This is a genomic window from Prosthecobacter sp. (genome assembly GCF_044226605.1).
GTDB lineage: Bacteria > Verrucomicrobiota > Verrucomicrobiia > Verrucomicrobiales > Verrucomicrobiaceae > Prosthecobacter.
On sequence record NZ_JBGAGS010000011.1, the window covers coordinates 182,083 to 201,124 of the forward strand.

At 61.4% G+C, this 19,042-nt stretch carries 16 protein-coding genes; all 16 read left to right on the forward strand.

The annotated features are described in order from the left end of the window. Positions 1 to 323 precede the first annotated feature (323 nt). On the forward strand, positions 324 to 1,319 hold the full coding sequence (locus ACILSO_RS16970; protein WP_395738625.1) for a UDP-glucuronic acid decarboxylase family protein: 996 nt from the start codon (positions 324 to 326) through the stop codon (positions 1,317 to 1,319). Between the two features lie 21 nt (positions 1,320 to 1,340). Continuing rightward, positions 1,341 to 2,720 carry a UDP-glucose 6-dehydrogenase gene (locus ACILSO_RS16975; protein WP_395738626.1) on the forward strand — a complete coding sequence of 460 codons (1,380 nt, stop codon included), beginning with the start codon at positions 1,341 to 1,343 and terminating at the stop codon, positions 2,718 to 2,720. A gap of 107 nt (positions 2,721 to 2,827) precedes the next feature. Then, a complete protein-coding gene (locus ACILSO_RS16980; protein ID WP_395738627.1) occupies positions 2,828 to 3,676 on the forward strand; it encodes an ABC transporter permease in 849 nt (282 codons plus the stop codon). A 33-nt stretch (positions 3,677 to 3,709) separates the two neighbouring features. Next, positions 3,710 to 5,008 carry a polysaccharide ABC transporter ATP-binding protein gene (locus ACILSO_RS16985; protein WP_395738628.1) on the forward strand — a complete coding sequence of 433 codons (1,299 nt, stop codon included), beginning with the start codon at positions 3,710 to 3,712 and terminating at the stop codon, positions 5,006 to 5,008. A 7-nt stretch (positions 5,009 to 5,015) separates the two neighbouring features. Then, entirely contained in the window at positions 5,016 to 5,642 is a 627-nt protein-coding gene (locus ACILSO_RS16990) for a hypothetical protein (RefSeq protein ID WP_395738629.1), read from the forward strand. Next, positions 5,639 to 6,913, forward strand: a complete 1,275-nt coding sequence (locus ACILSO_RS16995; protein WP_395738630.1) for a DCC1-like thiol-disulfide oxidoreductase family protein — start codon at positions 5,639 to 5,641, stop codon at positions 6,911 to 6,913. The genes ACILSO_RS16990 and ACILSO_RS16995 overlap by 4 nt, the downstream gene beginning before the upstream one ends. Positions 6,914 to 6,928: 15 nt before the next feature. Then, complete coding sequence (locus tag ACILSO_RS17000; protein WP_395738631.1) at positions 6,929 to 8,149, forward strand: acyltransferase family protein; 1,221 nt, start codon at positions 6,929 to 6,931, stop codon at positions 8,147 to 8,149. A 26-nt stretch (positions 8,150 to 8,175) separates the two neighbouring features. Further along, entirely contained in the window at positions 8,176 to 9,447 is a 1,272-nt protein-coding gene (locus tag ACILSO_RS17005; RefSeq protein ID WP_395738632.1) for a polysaccharide pyruvyl transferase family protein, read from the forward strand. Positions 9,448 to 9,472: 25 nt separating this feature from the next. Then, on the forward strand, positions 9,473 to 10,654 hold the full coding sequence (locus ACILSO_RS17010; protein ID WP_395738633.1) for a glycosyltransferase: 1,182 nt from the start codon (positions 9,473 to 9,475) through the stop codon (positions 10,652 to 10,654). Next, entirely contained in the window at positions 10,651 to 11,814 is a 1,164-nt protein-coding gene (locus ACILSO_RS17015; protein WP_395738634.1) for a glycosyltransferase family 4 protein, read from the forward strand. Before ACILSO_RS17010 ends, ACILSO_RS17015 begins: the two co-directional genes overlap by 4 nt. Positions 11,815 to 11,825: 11 nt before the next feature. Beyond that, positions 11,826 to 13,088 (forward strand): glycosyltransferase family 4 protein, encoded by a 1,263-nt coding sequence (locus tag ACILSO_RS17020; RefSeq protein ID WP_395738635.1) that lies wholly within the window; start codon positions 11,826 to 11,828, stop codon positions 13,086 to 13,088. 22 nt (positions 13,089 to 13,110) lie between these two features. Next, the gene (locus ACILSO_RS17025) at positions 13,111 to 14,013 is read left to right on the forward strand and encodes a hypothetical protein (protein WP_395738636.1); all 903 of its coding nucleotides are present in this window, start codon (positions 13,111 to 13,113) and stop codon (positions 14,011 to 14,013) included. A gap of 10 nt (positions 14,014 to 14,023) precedes the next feature. After that, the gene (locus tag ACILSO_RS17030; protein WP_395738637.1) at positions 14,024 to 15,169 is read left to right on the forward strand and encodes a glycosyltransferase family 4 protein; all 1,146 of its coding nucleotides are present in this window, start codon (positions 14,024 to 14,026) and stop codon (positions 15,167 to 15,169) included. A gap of 4 nt (positions 15,170 to 15,173) precedes the next feature. Continuing rightward, on the forward strand, positions 15,174 to 16,070 hold the full coding sequence (locus ACILSO_RS17035; RefSeq protein ID WP_395738638.1) for a glycosyltransferase family 2 protein: 897 nt from the start codon (positions 15,174 to 15,176) through the stop codon (positions 16,068 to 16,070). A gap of 27 nt (positions 16,071 to 16,097) precedes the next feature. Next, positions 16,098 to 18,332, forward strand: a complete 2,235-nt coding sequence (locus ACILSO_RS17040) for a glycosyltransferase (RefSeq protein ID WP_395738639.1) — start codon at positions 16,098 to 16,100, stop codon at positions 18,330 to 18,332. 34 nt (positions 18,333 to 18,366) lie between these two features. Then, entirely contained in the window at positions 18,367 to 19,041 is a 675-nt protein-coding gene (locus ACILSO_RS17045; RefSeq protein WP_395738640.1) for an acyltransferase, read from the forward strand. Position 19,042 lies beyond the last annotated feature (1 nt).

The following is a 19,042-nucleotide window of genomic DNA, read 5'->3' on the forward strand; positions in this document are numbered from 1 at the left end:
AGTGTGCTCCCACCTCACCCCTACGGTCAACCTGACCGGCACTAAGACTACCCTTAGCGACATCTGAACCGTCAGTGAGTGGAGTTCTTCTAACGGTAACGGATGCTTATGGAAGTTCAAAAGCAAGCCGGGTGGAGCGCAGCCTCAACCAATGGCGGCAGCTTGATTGAATTCGCTCAGGTTCCGTTACAACAAGCCACCGCTGATTATGAAGTTGTGCTTTAACTCTAGCCTCTCAACGGGTAAATCACCCTCCTAAACCAGCACGACTCCTCCTCCAGCGCCCTCACTCCCCTAAATAACTAAATACTCGAACTAATCCCATGAAAAAGCGCATTCTCATCACTGGCGGAGCCGGTTTCCTCGGTTCCCATCTCTGCGAACGTCTGCTGGAGCAGGATCATGAAATCATCTGCGCCGACAATCTCTTCACCGGTCGCAAGCAGAACATCGCCCACCTCATGAACCACCCGAATTTCGAGTTCATGCGTCATGACATCACCCAGCCCATCAGCGTTGAGGTGGATCAGATCTACAATCTCGCCTGCCCCGCCTCCCCTCCCCACTATCAATACAACGCCATCAAGACCATCAAGACGTCAGTGATGGGCGCCATCAATGTCCTCGGCCTCGCTCGCCGCCTCCAGGCCCGCGTCTTCCAGGCCTCCACCTCCGAAATCTACGGCGATCCCGAAGTTCACCCCCAGCCCGAAAGCTACTGGGGTCACGTCAACACCATCGGACCACGCTCCTGCTACGACGAAGGCAAGCGCGTCGCCGAAACCCTCTTCTTCGACTACCACCGCCAAAACGGCGTGGACATCCGCGTCGTCCGCATTTTCAACACCTACGGCCCCCGCATGCTGCCAGACGACGGCCGCGTCGTCTCAAACTTCATCGTCCAGGCCCTTAAGGGCAACGACATCACCATCTACGGCGACGGCCAGCAGACCCGCAGCTTCTGCTACGTCGATGATCTCATCGCCGGCTTCATGAAGTTCATGGACACCGACGACTTCACCGGCCCGGTCAATATCGGCAACCCCGGCGAATTCACCATGCTCGAGCTCGCCGAGCTCGTCCTCGCCAAAGTAGGCGGCAAGTCCAAGATCGTCTTCCGCCCCCTCCCTGCAGACGATCCCAAGCAGCGCCAGCCCGACATCACGCTCGCCAAGACCCGCTTAGGCTGGGAGCCTAAAATCCCCTTGTCCGAAGGCCTCGACCGCACCATTGCTTACTTCGCCCAGCTGCTTTCCGGCCCCGCGGCCAAACAGCCCCGCCCGATGAAAGCACCGCTCAAAAAGCTGACCCTTAACTAATTTACCCGCTCTAAACCCCCTATGAGAATTTGCTGCATCGGTGCCGGCTATGTCGGCGGACCCACCATGGCGATGATCGCCGCCAAATGTCCCCACATTCGTGTCGATGTGGTGGACCTCAATGCCGCGCGCATTGCCGCGTGGAATTCCGACGAACTCCCCGTCTACGAACCCGGCCTCGATGACCTTGTGCGCTCCGCCCGTGGCCGCAATCTCTTCTTCTCCACCGAAGTCAAGGCGGGCATCCGCGACGCCGACATCATCTTCGTCAGCGTCAACACCCCCACCAAGACCTTCGGCGTCGGCGCTCACCGCGCTGCCGACCTTCGCTTCATCGAGTCCGTCGCCCGCACCATCGCGGAAGTCGCTGAAACTCCGAAGATCATCGTTGAAAAAAGCACCATCCCCGTCCGCACCGCCGAGGCCATCCAGACCATCCTCGCCTCCAGCGAGAAAGGCTTGAAGCATCAGGTGCTCTCCAATCCCGAGTTCCTCGCCGAAGGCACCGCCGTCGCAGACCTCACCATGCCGGACCGCATCCTCATCGGTGGCGAGCAGACCGAAGGTGGCCTTGCAGCCGTGGAGGCCCTCGTCAGCGTCTACGCCAACTGGGTTCCCCGCGAGCGCATCCTCACCACAAACCTCTGGTCCTCCGAGCTCTCCAAGCTCGTCGCCAATGCCTTCCTCGCCCAGCGCATCTCCTCCATCAACAGCATCTCCGCCCTCTGCGAAAAGACCGGCGCGGATGTCGATGAAGTCGCACGTGCCATCGGCACGGACTCCCGCATCGGCCCCAAATTCCTCAAGTCCTCCGTCGGCTTCGGCGGCTCCTGCTTCCAGAAAGACGTGCTCAATCTCGTCTACCTCTGCGGTCATTTCGGCCTCCCCGAAGTCGCCGCCTACTGGGACCAGGTAATCAAGATGAACGACTGGCAGAAGCACCGCTTCGCCGAGCGCGTCCTGCACACTCTTTTCAACACCGTCACCGGCAAGCGCATCGGCGTCCTCGGATTCGCCTTCAAAAAGGACACCAACGACACCCGCGAGTCCGCCGCCATCTTCGTCTGCCAGGATCTCCTCGAAGAGCGCGCCAATCTCTCCATCTACGATCCCAAGGTCGGCCCCGCTCAGATGTGCGCGGACCTCGGCATCGAAAGCAATCATCCCAATGTCGAATACGCCACCAGCGCCGCCCAGGCCGCCGCTGGCGCTCACGCCCTGCTCGTCCTCACGGAGTGGGATGAATTCCGTCAGCTCGACTTCGAAGCCATCTACCAGTCCATGGTCAAACCGGCCTGGATCTTTGACGGCCGCAGCCTGCTCGATCACGCGAAGCTCCGTCAGATCGGTTTCAAAGTGTACAGCATCGGCAAACCGCTGCCGAATGAACTGAAGGCCTAGCCCTTCGCTTCGAAAGCTTCGTCACAGCAAGATCTCCGCAAAACGGCAGATCGCCCTACCTCACGCTCACGCATTAAAAAATTATGGGACACCCATGCTCTATCACCATGCCCTTGGCCGAACGCACCTACTCCCCTGAGCCCCTGCTGGGCAATCCCCTCAGGCTCATCAAGGCGATGTTTGCAGATATCATGGCGGGCCGCGAGCTCGCCTGGCGTCTGTTCGTTCGCGATCTCAGCGCGCAGTATCGCCAGACCTACTTCGGTTATGTCTGGGCCTTCCTCCCGCCCCTCGTCGCCTCCCTGACTTTCATCTTCTTGAATTCTCAGGGCATTGTCGAGATCGACACCGGCACCGTCCCCTACCCCGCCTTTGCCATGATGGGCACCCTCCTCTGGCAGGGCTTTGTGGATGCCGTCACCGGTCCGGTGCAGAGCCTCAGCGCCGCCAAATCCATGCTCGCCAAGATCAATTTCCCCCGCGAGGCGATCTTGCTGGCCGGCTTCTACATGGTGCTCTTCAACTTCGCCGTTCGAATGGTTTTGCTCGTCGGTGTCATGATCTGGTGGAAAGTCCCAGTGAGTGGTGGTCTGGCCTTCTTCCCGGTCGCCCTCGGGGGCCTCCTTCTCTGCGGCAGCGCCATCGGCCTCGCCATGGCGCCCATCGGCACTCTGTATGGAGATGTTTCCAAAAGCATCCCCATCTTCGCCCAGTTCCTCATGCTGCTGACCCCCGTGGTATATCCTGCCAGGACCGAAGGCCTCGCCGGACTCCTCGCCACCTGGAATCCCATTTCTCCTCTCATGGTCACCGCTCGCCAGACGCTCTCGGGCCAGGATCTCACCCTCCTTGTTCCCTTCGCCATCATCACCTTCGTCTCCCTCATCGTGGCTTTCGCCGGACTCGTCGCCTTCCGCCTCGCCATGCCCCACCTCATCGCCCGCATGGGCGGCTAGTCCGTCCTTCACCTCTCCACCGCCATGCTCATCATGACCACTCCGATTGAAAAGCCCCTGGACGCGACCCGTTCCGCAGGAGCGGCCTCTCTTGCGCCCGCCCGCCCAGATGATGTGCTGGTCGATGTCCGGCATGTCTCCAAAAAATTCTGCCGCGATCTCAAGCGCTCCCTCTGGTACGGCATCAAGGACGTTTTCACGGAGATGAACCCATGGCAGAGATCCGCCTCTGCAAGCACTGCAAACGCGCTGCCAAATGAAAACGATCTCCGCGCCGGCGAGTTCTGGGCAGTCCATGACGTCTCCTTCCAGCTCCGCCGCGGCGAGTGCCTCGGCCTCATCGGCCACAATGGCGCTGGCAAGACCACGCTCCTAAAAATCCTCAATGGCCTCATCAAGCCCGACTCCGGCTCCATCACCATGCGGGGCCGCGTCGGCGCATTGATCGCCCTCGGTGCGGGCTTCAACCCCATCCTCACCGGCCGCGAAAACATCTACATCAATGCCGCCATCCTCGGTCTCAGCAAAAAGGAGATCGATGCCCAGCTCGACACCATCATCGACTTTGCCGAGATCCGCGAGTTCATCGACGCCCCCGTCCAGACCTACAGCTCCGGCATGCAGGTCCGCCTCGGCTTCGCTGTCGCCACCGCCATGAAGCCAGACGTCCTCATCCTCGATGAAGTCCTCGCCGTGGGAGACGCCGCCTTCCGTGCCAAATGCTTCAAGCGCATCGGCTCCATCGCCCGCGACTGCGCCATCATCTTCGTCTCACATGACCAGAGCCAGATGGCCCGCATCTGCACCGCCGCCATGCTCATGGCCTCCGGACGCAGCCTCTACTACGGCACCACCAACGAGGCCATTGATCGCTACAACTCCCTGCAGGCCGCCAAATCCAGCAACCAGTGCACGCTGCAGACGCACGACTCCATCCAGTCCGTCTCCTTCGGCGAAGACGCCGCGCAGATGATGGTGCAGGCCGGCTCCTCTCTCGTCATCAAACTTCACGTCAAATCAGAGCAGCGTCTCCCGGTTGGCATCGCCTTTGTCAATTTCATCGACCTCGCCGGCACCACCTCCGGGCAGGCAGACTTCTCCGCACACCTCGAAGAAATCCCCGAAGGCAGCTCCGAACTCGCCCTCACCATCGATCGCGTCGATCTCGCCCACGGCATCTATTCGCTGAACCTCGCCATCTTCGCCAGCAACAAGCAGGAAACCCTCGTCCACGCTGTCGGCTACGCCCAGGTCACCGTCGAAGGCGCACCCTACATGTGGTGTGCCTACAAGATGCCCGTCCGCGAGATCGAGACCAAAATCGCAGCCTGATCTTCTCATGAAAATGCTGATCTTCGAAAACGCCAAGCTCGTCGCGGAAGCCGTCGCCGTGTTCGGCATCCTCATCCTCTTCTGGCGTCATCCCGACATGCAGAAGGCTCGCGGTCAGCTTTCCCGTTTTCATCCTGTCATCATCGCAGTCGCCGCCCTCTTCGTGGTCGAGGCCACCGCGCAGATCACAACGCGCGATCAATACAAGTATCCTCAAAAGCACGAGCCCTTTCCCTTCACCCGCTGGGCCATGTTTGCCGGGTTTACCCATTCCTTGGATTCTGCAAGCCTCTATGACTGGCGCGGCATCACTGCTGCGGGACAGCCTGTCGAGATCAATCCCGCCCACTTGTTTCTCACCACAAACGCCGTGGTTCTGTTCTCCAAAACTCACGCACTCGGCGATCAGCTCCCCCTTGATAGTCAGCCGGCGGACCCTGCGGTCACCCGCGCTTTGGACGCTTTTGCTGAAGGAATTCTCGTGCGTCACAACCAGCTGCATCCTGAGCAGCAGGTGATCCGCATCGAGCTCTGGAAGCGCACACTCCCCCTTCAGCCGGGCGCCGTAGTTCCCGCCGCCTTTGCTGTGCCAGGCAGCAAATGGGTTTACACCTGTTCCCCAGACCAGCCATGATCTTTAAACAAGGTACGTCCGCCCACCTCGGTATCGCCAGGGTATTAGTTTATACCATTCTGCTGGCGGACCTCCTCCTCGACAATGTGCCGGCTCTTGCCGCCATGCCCGCGGCGGCCTTTCTCCCGCGTGGTGTCCTGGCCTGGCTGCCTGCTTCATGGCTTCACTCCATGCTTCAGGGCTCGTTCCTCCATGGTTTCTCCCTCGCCTATGGTGTCGTCCTGCTGCTCGGGCTCTTGGGTCTTGGCAGGGCCTGGCTGGTCACCGGCCTCGCCCTGCTTGGCACAACCTTTTTCCACGGCATCGCACGTGGCTTCGGCGGTCATGTCAATCATCAGGAGCTTCTGGGGCTTCATGTGCTCTTCTTCTTCCTCACCAGTCACTCCTTCGCCGCCTTTTCTTTGAATTCGCTGCTCTGGAAAAATACTCCTCAGGAGGATGCCGGCACCGTCAGCCGTGTCCTCCTGCGCAGTCTTTGCTTCATGATTCTGCTGACTTATTTCTTTATCGGCGTCGCTCGCCTGCAGACCTCAGACTGGCGCGTCTATGGCACTAATGCCATGACTTTCTACGCCCTTCAGCACAGCACGAAGTGGAACTACTGGGATTTCAGCCTCGCCCGCGGTCTTCTGCACCAGCCCCTCTTTGCCCTCTTCCTCAAGGTGGCCTTCCCCATGGCGACCATTCTTGAGCTTGCCGCCCCTCTCGCGGTCCTGGTGCGCCGCCTGGTCTGGCCCATCATCATTTCCCTCTTCCTCTTCCACGTTTCGATCCTTCTGACCATGAACATCTTTTTCTGGCAGAACATGGTTCTCCTGCTTCTTCCTGCCATGGGCTGGTATGTGGATCGCAATTGGCAGCCCGCCACGGATTCCGGCAAACCCTTGCTCGTCTTCTACGATGCCGCCTGCGGCCTCTGCGATGGTTTCATCCGCCACGTGGCCAAAGCTGACAAGGCCGGCCTCATCCGCTTCGCACCGCTCAATGGCATGACCGCCCGTGAGCACAATATCGTTTTGCCGGAGCAGCGCGCTGAGTGGACCATCATGGCCGTGGATGGCACCAAGGTCATGGACCGTTCGGACGCCGTCCTCCACATCCTCGCAAAAACTTCCCTCTGGGCTGACATCGCCGATCTCGCCACGGTCGTCCCCCGCTTCGTCCGCGACGCCATCTATCGCAAGGTCGCCCGCTGGCGCCATCTCATGCCGCTCAAGAGCGATGCCTGCGAACTCCCTTCGCTTGAGATGCGCCGCAAGCTCCTGCCTTAATCCCAAGTCACCGATATGTCGGCATCCTCATCGCGCGGTAAAATTCAAGCCCTGGAAGGTCTTCGTGGCTATCTGGCCATGTGGGTCGTTGTCACTCACTTGTTTCAGTTCAGCGGCCATCCCCTGTTGGGTCTTCCAGTCATCAGTCTGCTCACCAGCGGGCATCACGCGGTGCATTTGTTCATGCTCTTGAGCGGCTTTGTCATCGCGCTCCTCATCCACCAGCGCCCTGAATCCTATGGCACCTATGTGCGCCGCCGGTTCTTCCGCATCTACCCCGTGTTGTTCTTTGGCGTGCTGCTGGGCATCATTGTGCATCCCATGCGCGGTGAACTTCTCTCCACCTGGTGGCCTGCCTTCTTCGACCAGGATCTGCTCGCCTATTTCAACAAGTGCTGGCAGGCATTTGACTCTCACATCATCGCCTACGCCGCTTGCGATTTCACGATGACCAACGGGATCGTCCCCAACTCCGTCCTTCCCTACGTTTCCGTTGCGTTCAATGGAGTCGCCTGGAGCCTTTCCCTTGAGTTTCAGTTCTACCTCGTCGCTCCTCTGCTCTGCTCGCTTTTGCAGCCTCTTCGCAAGCATCTGGTCAAAGTCTGCCTCGGCGTCTTTGCGGTGATGCTGTTCAGAAGCTTTGTCTTCCCGCCATCCAATGGACTGCCCTGGAGCACCCATGGCGCCTTCCTTCCCTTCAACATTGAGTGGTTTCTTCTCGGCATCTTGTCTTTCCACCTGCGCAACTATTGCCTGTCAGTTCGAATCCAGGATTTCATCAAAATCCCCCTCCTGCCCGTCGCCCTTGTGCTGTCACTCCTGCTGGCCCGTGGTCATGCGGCAAAGCTCCTCGGCATAGGCTTTGAGGAGGTGATCGGAGATACGCTGCCGCTCATCGTCTGGACCTATGTCCTCTGCTACATGATCGATAGCGACGCAGGCAACACCGGCTTTTTGAACAGGCTGGCCTCACGCGCGCTGGAGTCCCGCCTCGCGCTCTTTGTGGGCAGCATCTCTTACAGCATCTACCTGCTGCACAATCCGCTGATCATTTTTGTGGAGTGGGCGGTGGTGCGGCATCTCGGCATTCACACCTGGCAGTCCTGCTTCCTCGTTACGGGTGCCATCAGCCTCCCGCTTATCCTGGGCCTGGCCACCCTCTCATACCGCTGCATCGAACTGCCTTTCATGCGTGCCTTCAAAAAGGCGCCCAGCCCTGCCCTCACCGCAGCTTAATCCCTTCAACCACCACTCTTATCCCTATGAACATTGTCATCACCGGTGTCACCGGCTTCCGCAACCGGGGCGTTGAAGCCCTCGTCCGTCCTACCATCCAGCAGCTTACCAAGCGTCACCCTCAGGCCAGGATCCAGGTCGTCACCTGGTCCCCAGGCTACGATTCATCCAGGCTTCCCGACTCCCGCGTCAGCTATTTGCAGGACTCTTATCTGCAAAACGGCTCCTGGCGCAAGCCGGCCGATTCCACCGGCCCTACGCTCATGCAGCTCGTCGCCAAGCGTGCCTCGCAGAAATTCCTCAAGCCCGCCGCACCTAAAAATGCAGAGCCCGGCAAGCCGGATCTAGACATGCCCTTCGACAAGGCCGACCTCGTCATCGTCAGCGGTGGCGATCTCTTCAGCTCGGACTACGGCACCGCGTCTCTGAATCACTTCTGCTCCCCTGTTCATTGGGCATTGCAAAACGATGTTCCCATCGCGCTTATCGGGCAGTCCGTCGGCCGTTTTAAATGTTCCGAAGACGAGGCCATCTGGAACGAGGCCGAGAAAAACGCCTCTCTCATCACCCTGCGCGAAGCCAGCTCCCGCAATTACCTCACTGAAAAGCTCGGTTCTCCCGCTGATCGCCTGCCCGTCACCGCGGACACCGCTTTCCTTCTCGATCCCGACACCACCATCGCTGACCAGCACATGCCCGTCAGCGAAGGTCCCTGGGTCGCCCTTTCCATCAGCGAATCCATCTGCGGCTGGACTGGCAACAACTACGAAGCCCATCGCGAGGCCTGGGTGCAGTTGATCAAGCTCATGCTCGACCGCTGGAATGTGCGCGTCGCCATCATCCCGCATGTGCAAGAACCCGGTGCCGATGACCGCGTCGTCTCTTCCTGGATCGCTCGTGAGCTGGGCTTCGACCGCCGCGTCCGCGTGTTTGCAGAAGACCTCAGCGCCGCCGAATTCAAAGGCCTCGTCACACACAGCGAGATGGTCGTCGCCGAGCGCATGCACGCTGCCATTGCCGGTCTCTCTACGGGTCGCTGCACCGTGCCTGTCGGCTACTCCATCAAGGCCGAGGGCATTACCGCCGCCGTCATGGAAGGCTCTTCCGTAAACTCGTCCGATCTGGTGATGCCCGTCTCTGATCTCTTCGATGTTTCCTCCGCCTTTGCCAAGCTAAACAACGCCTGGCAGAACCGCGCAGCATACGCCGCCGCTGCCGCAAGCGGTTCCGTCAAGCAGAAGGCCCTCGCCTTGAAGAACTTCGAAATGATCGACGCGCTGCTCGCCAGGGCCGCTTGATCATCTCACCCCGAACGCGCCCTCCATGAACCACCGCTCCAAGCTCCTGCTGATTTCGGAAGTCGGCTGCGGCCCGCCCTACCTGGGCAACCGTGCTCGCGTGAAGTCCTTGATTGCTGAGCTTAAATCCCTCGGTTTCGAGCTGCACTTCGCCGGGGTGAACATGACGCCCGAGGAAAAGGCAGGCACCCTCCCCTGCGTGGACCGCTGGGCCTGGGACTTTGCCTTTGCTGGAAAACACTCCATCGGCGAGCGCCTCCAGCGCCGTTGGAACAAACTCAACGGCAGCGACAAGAACCTCCGCCAGGGCACCGATGTCTCCGTGGATCGCTGGATGCAGCATCGCTGGATGGACGAAGCCAAAAAACTGCAGCGCCGTGAAAAGTACGATGTGGTTCTGGTCGAGTACGTCTTCCATTCCGCCTTCCTCGAGTGCTTCCCCGGCAGCCTCCGCATTCTGGACACGCACGATGTCTTTTCCAATCGAAACCAGCGTCTGGCAGAAGCTGGCATTGCAGACCAGTGGTTCTCCACCCATGAGGCGGACGAAGCCCACGCCCTGAAGCGCGCCGACCGCATCCTGGCCATCCAGAACAAGGAGGCGGGCTTCTTCCGATCCCTCGCCGGAGAGCAGGCAGCCGTCTTCACCGTCGGCCACATCAGCGAAACGCAGGCTCTGCAGCTTCCCACCGGCGGCCCTCCGCGCATCGGCTACCTGTCCTCGGACAATCCTCTCAACGTTAAATCGTTCACCTGGTTCCTGAACGAAGTCTGGCCTCAGGTTCACGCCCGCACCCCCGCCGCTGAGCTTCACGTCGCCGGTGGCATCTGCCGCGCTCTCTCCCCTTTTGCAGGCGGAAGATTGATCGGCCCCGTGTCCTCCACCCGAAGCTTCTACGACAGCGTGGACTTCACCATCAATCCCATGCAGGCAGGCACCGGCCTCAAGATTAAAACCATCGAGTCCATGGCCTTCGGTCGCGCCACCATCGGCACCTCCGTGGCCTGTGAGGGCATCGAGGACTATGTCGGCAGAGGCCTGGAAATGACCGACTCCAGCGCGGACTTCACCGCCGCCTGCCACAAATACATCGACGATCGCGCCGCTGTTCAGGAAGGCGCGCGTCAGGCTCTCGCCGCCGTCGAGGACATGAACACCTGCTGGCGCAGCGACCTTCGCTCTGCCTTCACCCGCTCATCCAAATGAATTCATTCATCTCCCATCTTGGTTATGTTCGTGAGACCTGGGGCCACATGTCCGCCGTCAGCGGCTTTGATGCCCTCTTCACCTCCTTGAAGGCCCAGCACCCCGCGGAGGTGATTGATCTCCCTCTGTCACCAGAGCCGCCGCCTCCCGGCACCCTCACTCGCCTGGCCGCAAAGGTTCGCCGCATCGCCGGTCTGGAGCGCTCATCATCTCCCGCCCCCAGTCCCTTCGTCGGTGTCCGTCATGAAAGGGCCGCAGTAAAGGTCCTGCGCTTTTTGCGCGATCATCCCGAATCTCTCGCCCTCCTCTCCGCCGGAGAGAATCAGCTCGGCGCCACTTTCTGCAGCGCACCCAAAGAATTGCAGCAGCGCCTCGTCGTCTGCTTTCATCAGCCCCCGTCCTGGCACCGCCTCCACTGGCAGCAGCCCGAGGTTTATGCCCGTCTCGGCGGCATCGTCACCCTCTGCGAAGAGCAGAGCGACTTTTTCGAATCTCTCACCGACAGGCCCGTTCTTAAAATCCATCACGGCGTGGATCTCGGCTTCTTCACTCCCGGCTCCGCCACTCCCACCGTTTCCCCCCGTCTTCTTTTCGTCGGCCAATGGCTTCGCGACTTCGAAACCCTCGCCGCCAGCATGGAGCTCATCTGGCAGTGGCGTCCCGATGTCACTCTCGACTGCGTCGTCCCTCGCGGTGCGCGCAACAGCGACTCCCTCATGCGCCTCGCGCGCGATCAGCGCGTGCGCTGGCACGCTGGCATCAGCCCGGAAACCCTTCGCGGCCTCTATCAAAGCGCGACCCTCCTCTTCCTCCCCGTCGTTGACGCCACCGCAAACAACGCTGTCATTGAAGCGCTTTCCTCAGGCCTGCCCGTCGTTTCCTCCAATGCAGGCGGCCTGCAGGATTACCTTCCTGCGGAGTGCGGCCTGCTCGCCCGCCCGCACTGCGCCCGATCCCACGCCGACGCCGTGCGCAAGCTCATCGACACTCCCGCCGCGCTCGTAGCCGCACGTCTCAACTGCCGCGAGCACGCCACCACACATCTCGACTGGCAGCAGATCGCCAAAGACCTCTGGCGCAATCTTCGCCACGTCGCGCAGTCCTCGGACCAGTCTCCCGCTTCTTCCGTCGTCACCGCCGTTCAGACCGCCTGCGCCTGAATCCATCTCTCATGAAGATTGTCATCTGCCATAACGATTCGCCCAAGGATGTCGGTGGCGTCTCCACCTGGGTGCAGCGCATCGCTCCCCTTTGGCAGGCTGCGGGCTTTGAAGTCATCGTCCACCTCCTTCGTCATGGCAGCGAGACAGGTGCCAATGAAAAAGCTCTGCGCGCACACGGCATCGCCTGCCGCTCCGCAGAATGGCCCGTCTCCACAGACACCGCTGCTCAGCTCCTCTGGAAATGGGCGCAGTTGGATCAGCCTGCCATCTACATCCCGAACGCCATCGTTCCGGCCTACTACACCGCCGCTCATGTCAAAGCCTGCGGCGGCGTCACTCTCGGCGTCCTGCATTCCGATGACAGCATGTATCACGGCATCCTCGGTCAGTTCGTCAATGGCCCCGAGGAATGGCGCTTGTCCGGAGTCGTCTCCGTCTCAAAATTTCTCGACTCCCTCGTCGTCTCCAGCCCTCTGCGCATGACGATCCCCTGCGGCGTCCCCCTTCCCTCACGCACCGCCTCCCGGCCCGCCGATGTCTTCCGCATCGTCTATCTCGGCCGCCTCGTGAATGAACAAAAACAAATCTGCTCCGTTGCCGACTCTCTCTGCCGCGTCGCTTCTCTCAATCCCCAGGTGCAGGCATGGATCATCGGCGATGGCGCCGAGCGCGAACAGGTCGCCGAGATTCTCCACGCCAGATCTCCCGAGGGCCGCGTCAAGCTCCTCGCCCCCATCTCCAGCAACGAAGTCTTCGATGTCCTCGCCCAATGCCATGCTCTGGTATTGCTCTCCGACTACGAAGGCCTCCCCGTCTGCGTCATGGAGGCCATGGCCGCGGGCGTCGTCCCCGTCTGTTTGAAAATGCAAAGCGGCATCGGCGAACTCGTCAAAGACCACCAGACCGGCCTCATCGTCAGCGACAGAGCCGCAGGCTTCGATCACGCCATCGCCACCCTGAGCACCGACGCCGCTCTGTGGGAAAAGCTCTCCGTCGCCGCCCGCGCCCGCATCGCGGCGGACTTCTCCGTCACGCACACCACCTCCCTTTGGATCGATCTCCTGAAGAAAGTCGCGCAGCACGCCCGTTTCGACGCCTTCACAGCGGCCCGGCGCAAGTGCACCCTGCCTCCCTGCCCTTCTTCCCTGCGTCAGTATGACGTCCGCCACGGCCCCATCGCCCGCCTGCGTCACTCCCAGCATCGCGTCCGCCTCGGTGCCTTCAAGCAGCGCGTGATCTCCCAGCTTCGCGGCCTCCTTGCAGGCGCCTGAGACATTCAAACCTGACACTCCCATGATCCTCGAACGCATCATCACCCTCGCCAGCAGCAAGGTCCGTCTCGACTTCCTCGCCATGGAGCGCTCCCTCCGCGCCACTGGCTGCGATCTACCTCTCGAAGTCATCCCCTACAATGACGACCGCTTCGAGCTGCCAAAGAACAGCACCTGGCTCGAAAACCCCGAGTTCTACTCCTGGATCTCCCGCCGCTGCGCTCATCCCATGATGCGCAAGTATCTGCCGCTGACGATGTCGAACTACCAATATTGCGACAGCGATCTCGTGTTCCTCAGCGATCCCACCAAAGTCCTCGCGGATCACTCCGGCTTCGTTGTCGCCTGCACCGAATGGAACAAGCCCCAGTGGACCGTCTGCGAAGAATCCAAGGCCTTCCTCGCCGGAAAATACTCCACCTGGCAGAAGAACGTCTTCTGCGCCGGACAATACGCCTGCGACCGCGCCCTCTACACTCAGGCCGGCCTCATCGAGTTCGCCGAGCGTCCCGCCAACCGCGCCGCCTGCCTCGACTTCTCCCTGCACGATCAACCCGGCACCAATCTCTTCGTCCTGAGCACCGATGTGCCCATGACCAACCTCACCCTCCCTCCTCATCAGATGGAGTCCACCTGGGCCGGTGATTATCCCGGCAGCTACGAGCACCTCTGGAAAGCTCCCGGCACCAAGCCCTACCTCATGCACTACGCCGGTGGACTGCTCGATGAGCCCAAGCCCATCAACGATCTCTTCTTCCAGTTCCTCACCCGCGCCGAGCGCCAGGAGTGGGACCAGCAGCTCGCCACCCGCCGTGCCGCCGCCGCCAAGCGCGGCCACTGGCCCCTTGGCGTCCGCCTCCTCAATCAGGCCCTCCGCTTCATCGACAAACGCTTCTGGGTCCAATGGCGCCCCGTCACCGCATAACACCACGCTCATGACCGGCATCCTCTCCATCAACGATCCTAGCCAGACCGGCGGCCTCGCCAGCTATCAGCGCCAGCTCGCCGATGCCCTCTCTCAGCTCGGACTCCCCGGCTGGTTCGGCTTCGTGCAGACAAACAGCTGCGGTCCCACTCACGACGTCTCCTGGAAAAAAACCAAGCTCTCCTCCAAACTCCCCTGGCACATCCTGCGCCGCATCTTTTACAAGCTCGCACCACGCCCAGCCTTACACGGCGCGCTTGAACGTCTCGCTGGCAATGCCTGGTCCGAGTCCTCTTTCCAAGGCGCCATCTCCGGCACCGGCCAGCTTCACTTCGTCGGCACCGGCTGGGATTTCATGGGCCTCGCCGCCGCTCGCCTCGCCAGGAAAAAAGGCATGCGCTTCACCATCTGGCCCGCCGTCCATCCCGGCGACTGGGGCGATGACCGCATCGATGTCCGTTTCTATCGCCAGGCAGACGCCGTCTTTTGCCAGAGCGACTACGAGCGCAATCATCTCGCCAAACTCGGTGTCCCCGAGTCCAAGCTGATCCGCTGCGGCCTCCCTCCCATGTGCCACACCGATGGCGATGGCGCACGCCTTCGCCCCAAGCTCAACCTCGCCGACCGCCCCTGCGTCCTCTTCCTCGGTCGCCGCGATGTCGGCAAAGGCTACCCCGCTCTCCTCGAAGCCTGGCCCCTCGTTCTAAAACAATGCCCCGAGGCCGTCCTCCTCCTCGCCGGCCCCGGCGACTCCGATCAGGCCCGCCTCGCTCAGATCCCTTCCAAAAACATCCGCGATCTCGGCTGCCCATCCGAGCAGGAAAAAGCAGACGCCTACGCCGCCTGCGACATCTTCGCTCTCCCCTCCGCTCACGAATCCTTCGGCATCGTGTACGTCGAGGCCTGGTCCTACGGCAAACCAGTCATCTGCGGCACCGCTCCCGCCAGCCGCGAACTCGTGGAAAACGGCGTCACAGGTCTGTGGGCAGATCAGCAGCCGCAGCAGTTGGCAGCAAGCCTCCTGCGCCTGTTGCTGCATCCCGCCGATCGCCTCGCCATGGGCCAGGCCGGCCTCGCTCATCAGCAGCGCCACTACACCACCGCGAACACCGTCGCCTGCCACCTCAAGGCCTGGAACATCGCCTCCCGAATCTGATCCCATGCTTCTCGCCACCATCATCATCCCCACCTGCAATCGCCCCGCCGATCTCGAGCGCTGCCTCCGCGCCTTGCAGCCTCAGTTGGCTCAGCATCCCTGCGAAGTGATCGTGTCCGATGACAGCCGTGATGATCGCACGCAAAAGCTCCTCGCCGCAGAATTCCCCTCCGTAAAAATCGCCTTCGGTCCCCGCTGTGGCCCCGGCGCCAATCGCAATGCCGGCGCACGTCTCGCCTCCGCCGAATGGCTCATCTTCATCGATGACGACGTCATACCAGCTTCTGGTTTCCTCGCCGCTTACCTCTCCGCCTTCGAATCCGCTCACGACAAATCCTTTTTCCACGGCCTCACCGTCGCCACACCTGAGCAGACCACCATCCTCCTCGAAGCCCCCGAAGTCCTCGGCCCTCTTCAAATCTTCCCTTCATGCAATTTCGCCATCCGTCGCGCGCTGTATGAAAAGTCCGAAGGCTTCGATGGCCGCTACTTCCCCTCTTTCGAAGACATGGAGTACTGCTCCCGCCTTCAGGCCCAGGGCGAGCAATGCGGCTTCGTCGAAGGCGCTCTCGTGCATCATCCCAGAAGGCCGCTGCCCAAGGCCCTCGCCCTCGCACGCCGCTGGGAGCCGCGCGTCATCTCCAGCCTCGATCTCGGCGCCGATCCCCTCCCGCTCTCCTTCCTCCTCACCAAGCACGTCGCCCTCGTCATCCTCTCTCGCTTTCGCGGTCAGCGTCCTTCGCTCGATACCCTCCGCGCCGCTCTCCTCTTCGCGCACGAGTTCACCTGGTACCTCTGGCTCCTGCCCTCATGGCTCTGGAAGCACTCACGCTCCTCGCGCAGCCCCTTCTGGGAGCTGCAGCAGACCCTCGGCAATGTCCCCCGCCGCTACGGCCTTTGATCCCTCAATCCTCCTCTCGCTGCACCCATGAAAATCGCCGCAACAGGATACGTCTCCGAACAGGCCGGCAGTGTCGCCTCCGCCAATGCGCTGCTCCTTCGCTCATTGCTCGATGCCGGCCATGAAGTGGACTTCTTCTCAAAGCCCTCCTTCGTCGATCCCCGCCCCTGCGTCGGCGAGCACGCATCTTTCCGCTTCATCGCGACCGACAACATCCGCCCCGATCGCTTCCGCGCAAAGGTGCAGCACATCCCTCTGCTCGGTTTCCTCGCCTGCCGCTTCGACTGCGCCACCTACACCAGCCTCCTCCTCAAAAAAATCCGTCAGCAGCACGAGACTCGCCGCTACGACATCTGCCTCTGGCTCGGCGACTACGTCCCCGGCCGTGTCAAAAATCTGCCGATGATCAGCTTCGCACAAGGTCCACCCGGCACCGACGCACGCTCCATCATCTCGCGCTTCAGCGAAGTCCGCAAACTCGCCGGCCTCCGCAAAGCCCTGCAGTGGTTCTTCCTCGCAAAGCTCCGCCTCTCCTCCCTCGGACTTCCTCCCCTTCGCCACTCAGACCACATCATCGTCGGCAGCACTCAGTCACAAAAAACGCTGCACGAACTCTACGGCGTCAAGCCCTCGCAAACCTCCGCGCTGCCCTATCCCATCGATCTCACTCTCTTCCAGCCCTCCGTTGAAAACGTTGCCCCGCATGACGATCTCCGCGTCGTCTGGCTCGGCCGCATCATCCCGCGCAAGCGCCTCGATCTCTTCCTCCGCGGCCTCGAGCTCGCCATCCGTCAGGGCCTTCGCATCCGCGCCACCATCGTCGGCGGCACCGGCTTCGTGCCGGGTTACGAGCGCCTCATCGAATCCTTCCCCTTCCCCGATCGCCTTCGCTGGATCAAATCTCTCCCGCGCACCGAAGTCCCCGCGCTGCTCCATCAGCACGATGTCCTCGTGCAGCCCAGCGACGAAGAAAACTTCGGCTCCTCCGTCTCCGAAGCTCAGGCCTGCGGCCTCCCCGTCATCGTCGGCCACACCAATGGCAACGCCGACTATCTCTGCGAGCACGATATCCATCTCGCGGACGACCGCCCGCAGACGCTCGCTCAGGCATTCACCCGCATGGCACATTCTGGTATCACAGATCCCCGGGCCTCCCGCGCGCTCGCTCAGTCCTGCTTCGATCTCAAGGAACTGACCGCAGACCTCATCGATATCCTGCAGTCCACCGCCCGCGCCCTGCCTCACGCCAGACATTCCCACATCAAGATGAAGGCCCCCACCATCGACGTCATCATTCCGACCCTCAAGCGCCCGGACGATCTGCGCAAATGCCTCCTCGCACTCAGCAAACAGGAAACTCCCGCCACCCAGATCTACGTCGGCATCCGCGCCGATGACGAACTCAGCCGCACTCTCCTCCGCGAATTCGAAAACACCCTCCCCGTCCATGCCGTCGAGGCTCGCGGCGTCGGCGTCGTCGGCTCCATGAATTCCTGCCTCGCCCAGTGCCGCTCCGAATGGATCGCCCTGCTCGATGACGATGTCGAAATCCCACCGCACTGGCTCGGCACCATGCTCGGCCATCTTCAGTCTCGCTCAGACATCATCGCTGCCGGTGGCAAAGACCTGCTCATGGACTATCCCGAAATGCGCCGCAGCGAGCCTCTCATTCAGGATGTGGGCCAGATCCACTGGTTCGGCCGCATCACCGGCGGTCATCACCGCGCAGGCGGCACCACTCGTCCCGTGCAGATCCTTCGCGGCTCAAACTGCCTCTACAATGCCGACTTCCTCCACGCCTGCGGCTTCGAGCGCGGCCTGCGTGGCAAAGGCGCGCAGGTAAACTGGGAGCTTGCTCTCGGTCTCCAGGCCCGCGCAAAAAATCTGCGCCTCATGTTCGATCCCACCGTCGGCGTCATTCACAATGTCGCCCCCCGTCACGATGGCGATACCGTCCACCGCGGCATCTTCAATTTCGAAGGCACCAGCGACATCGCTTACAACGAAACCTTCGTCATCCTCAAGCACGGTCGCGGTCTCACCCGCATCACCATGTTCCTCTGGCAGGCCTGCATCGGCAGTCACGTCTGCCCCGGCCTCCTTCGCGCTTCGGATATCATCCTGCGCCCGCGCTCACAGCCCATGCAGCGCCTCGCCGCCACATTCTCAGGTCGCCTAGCCGCCATCCGCCACTGCTTCGGCGGCCATCCCAAGACCATCCTCGCAGAGCCTGCCGGTCACGTCAGCGAAGTGAAATGCTGATCTCCTCAGGCCAAAGCTGTAACCGAAAAATTCGATGATCACCTTCCTCTATCGTCATCGCTTAAAGCCCCGGCTCTTCAGCCCCGCTTGGGTCAAGACCTGGCTCAAGCGCATCTGGACCCTCCCCGGCCTGCTCGGCTACTGCCTGCAAACCATGCGCCTCCGCCTTCGTGGCGCGCACATCCCCGCCTCCACCGTCCTCGCCAAACTCACCGTCCATGGCGAGGCGGCCAATCTCTCAGTCGGCGAATGCTGCTGCATCGGCATCGCCACCATGCAGGCCCACGCTCGCATTCAGATCGGCGACTACGTCGTTATCAATGACGGCGTCCGCATCATCACCGGTTCTCACGATATCCACTCGCCCACCTACGATCACATCTTCACGCCCATCACCATCGAGGATCACGCTTGGATCGCCACCGACGCCATGATCTTGAAAGGCGTCACGATCGGTCGCGGCGCAGTCGTCGCCGCCGGAGCCGTCGTCGTCAAAGACGTCCGCCCCTTCGCAGTCGTCGGTGGCAATCCCGCCAAGGAAATCGGCACCCGCAATATCCCGCGCTTCGACTATGTCCCATCCTCATGGTTCGCCCCTGTGATGGCATGGGTCGGTCGCAATCCCGCCCTCGGCAGCCTCACACCCGCCGCTGAGTCTGCCGCCGGCATCCCCGCCTCTCTGCCTTCCCCGGAACTCGCCTCCCGCTGAG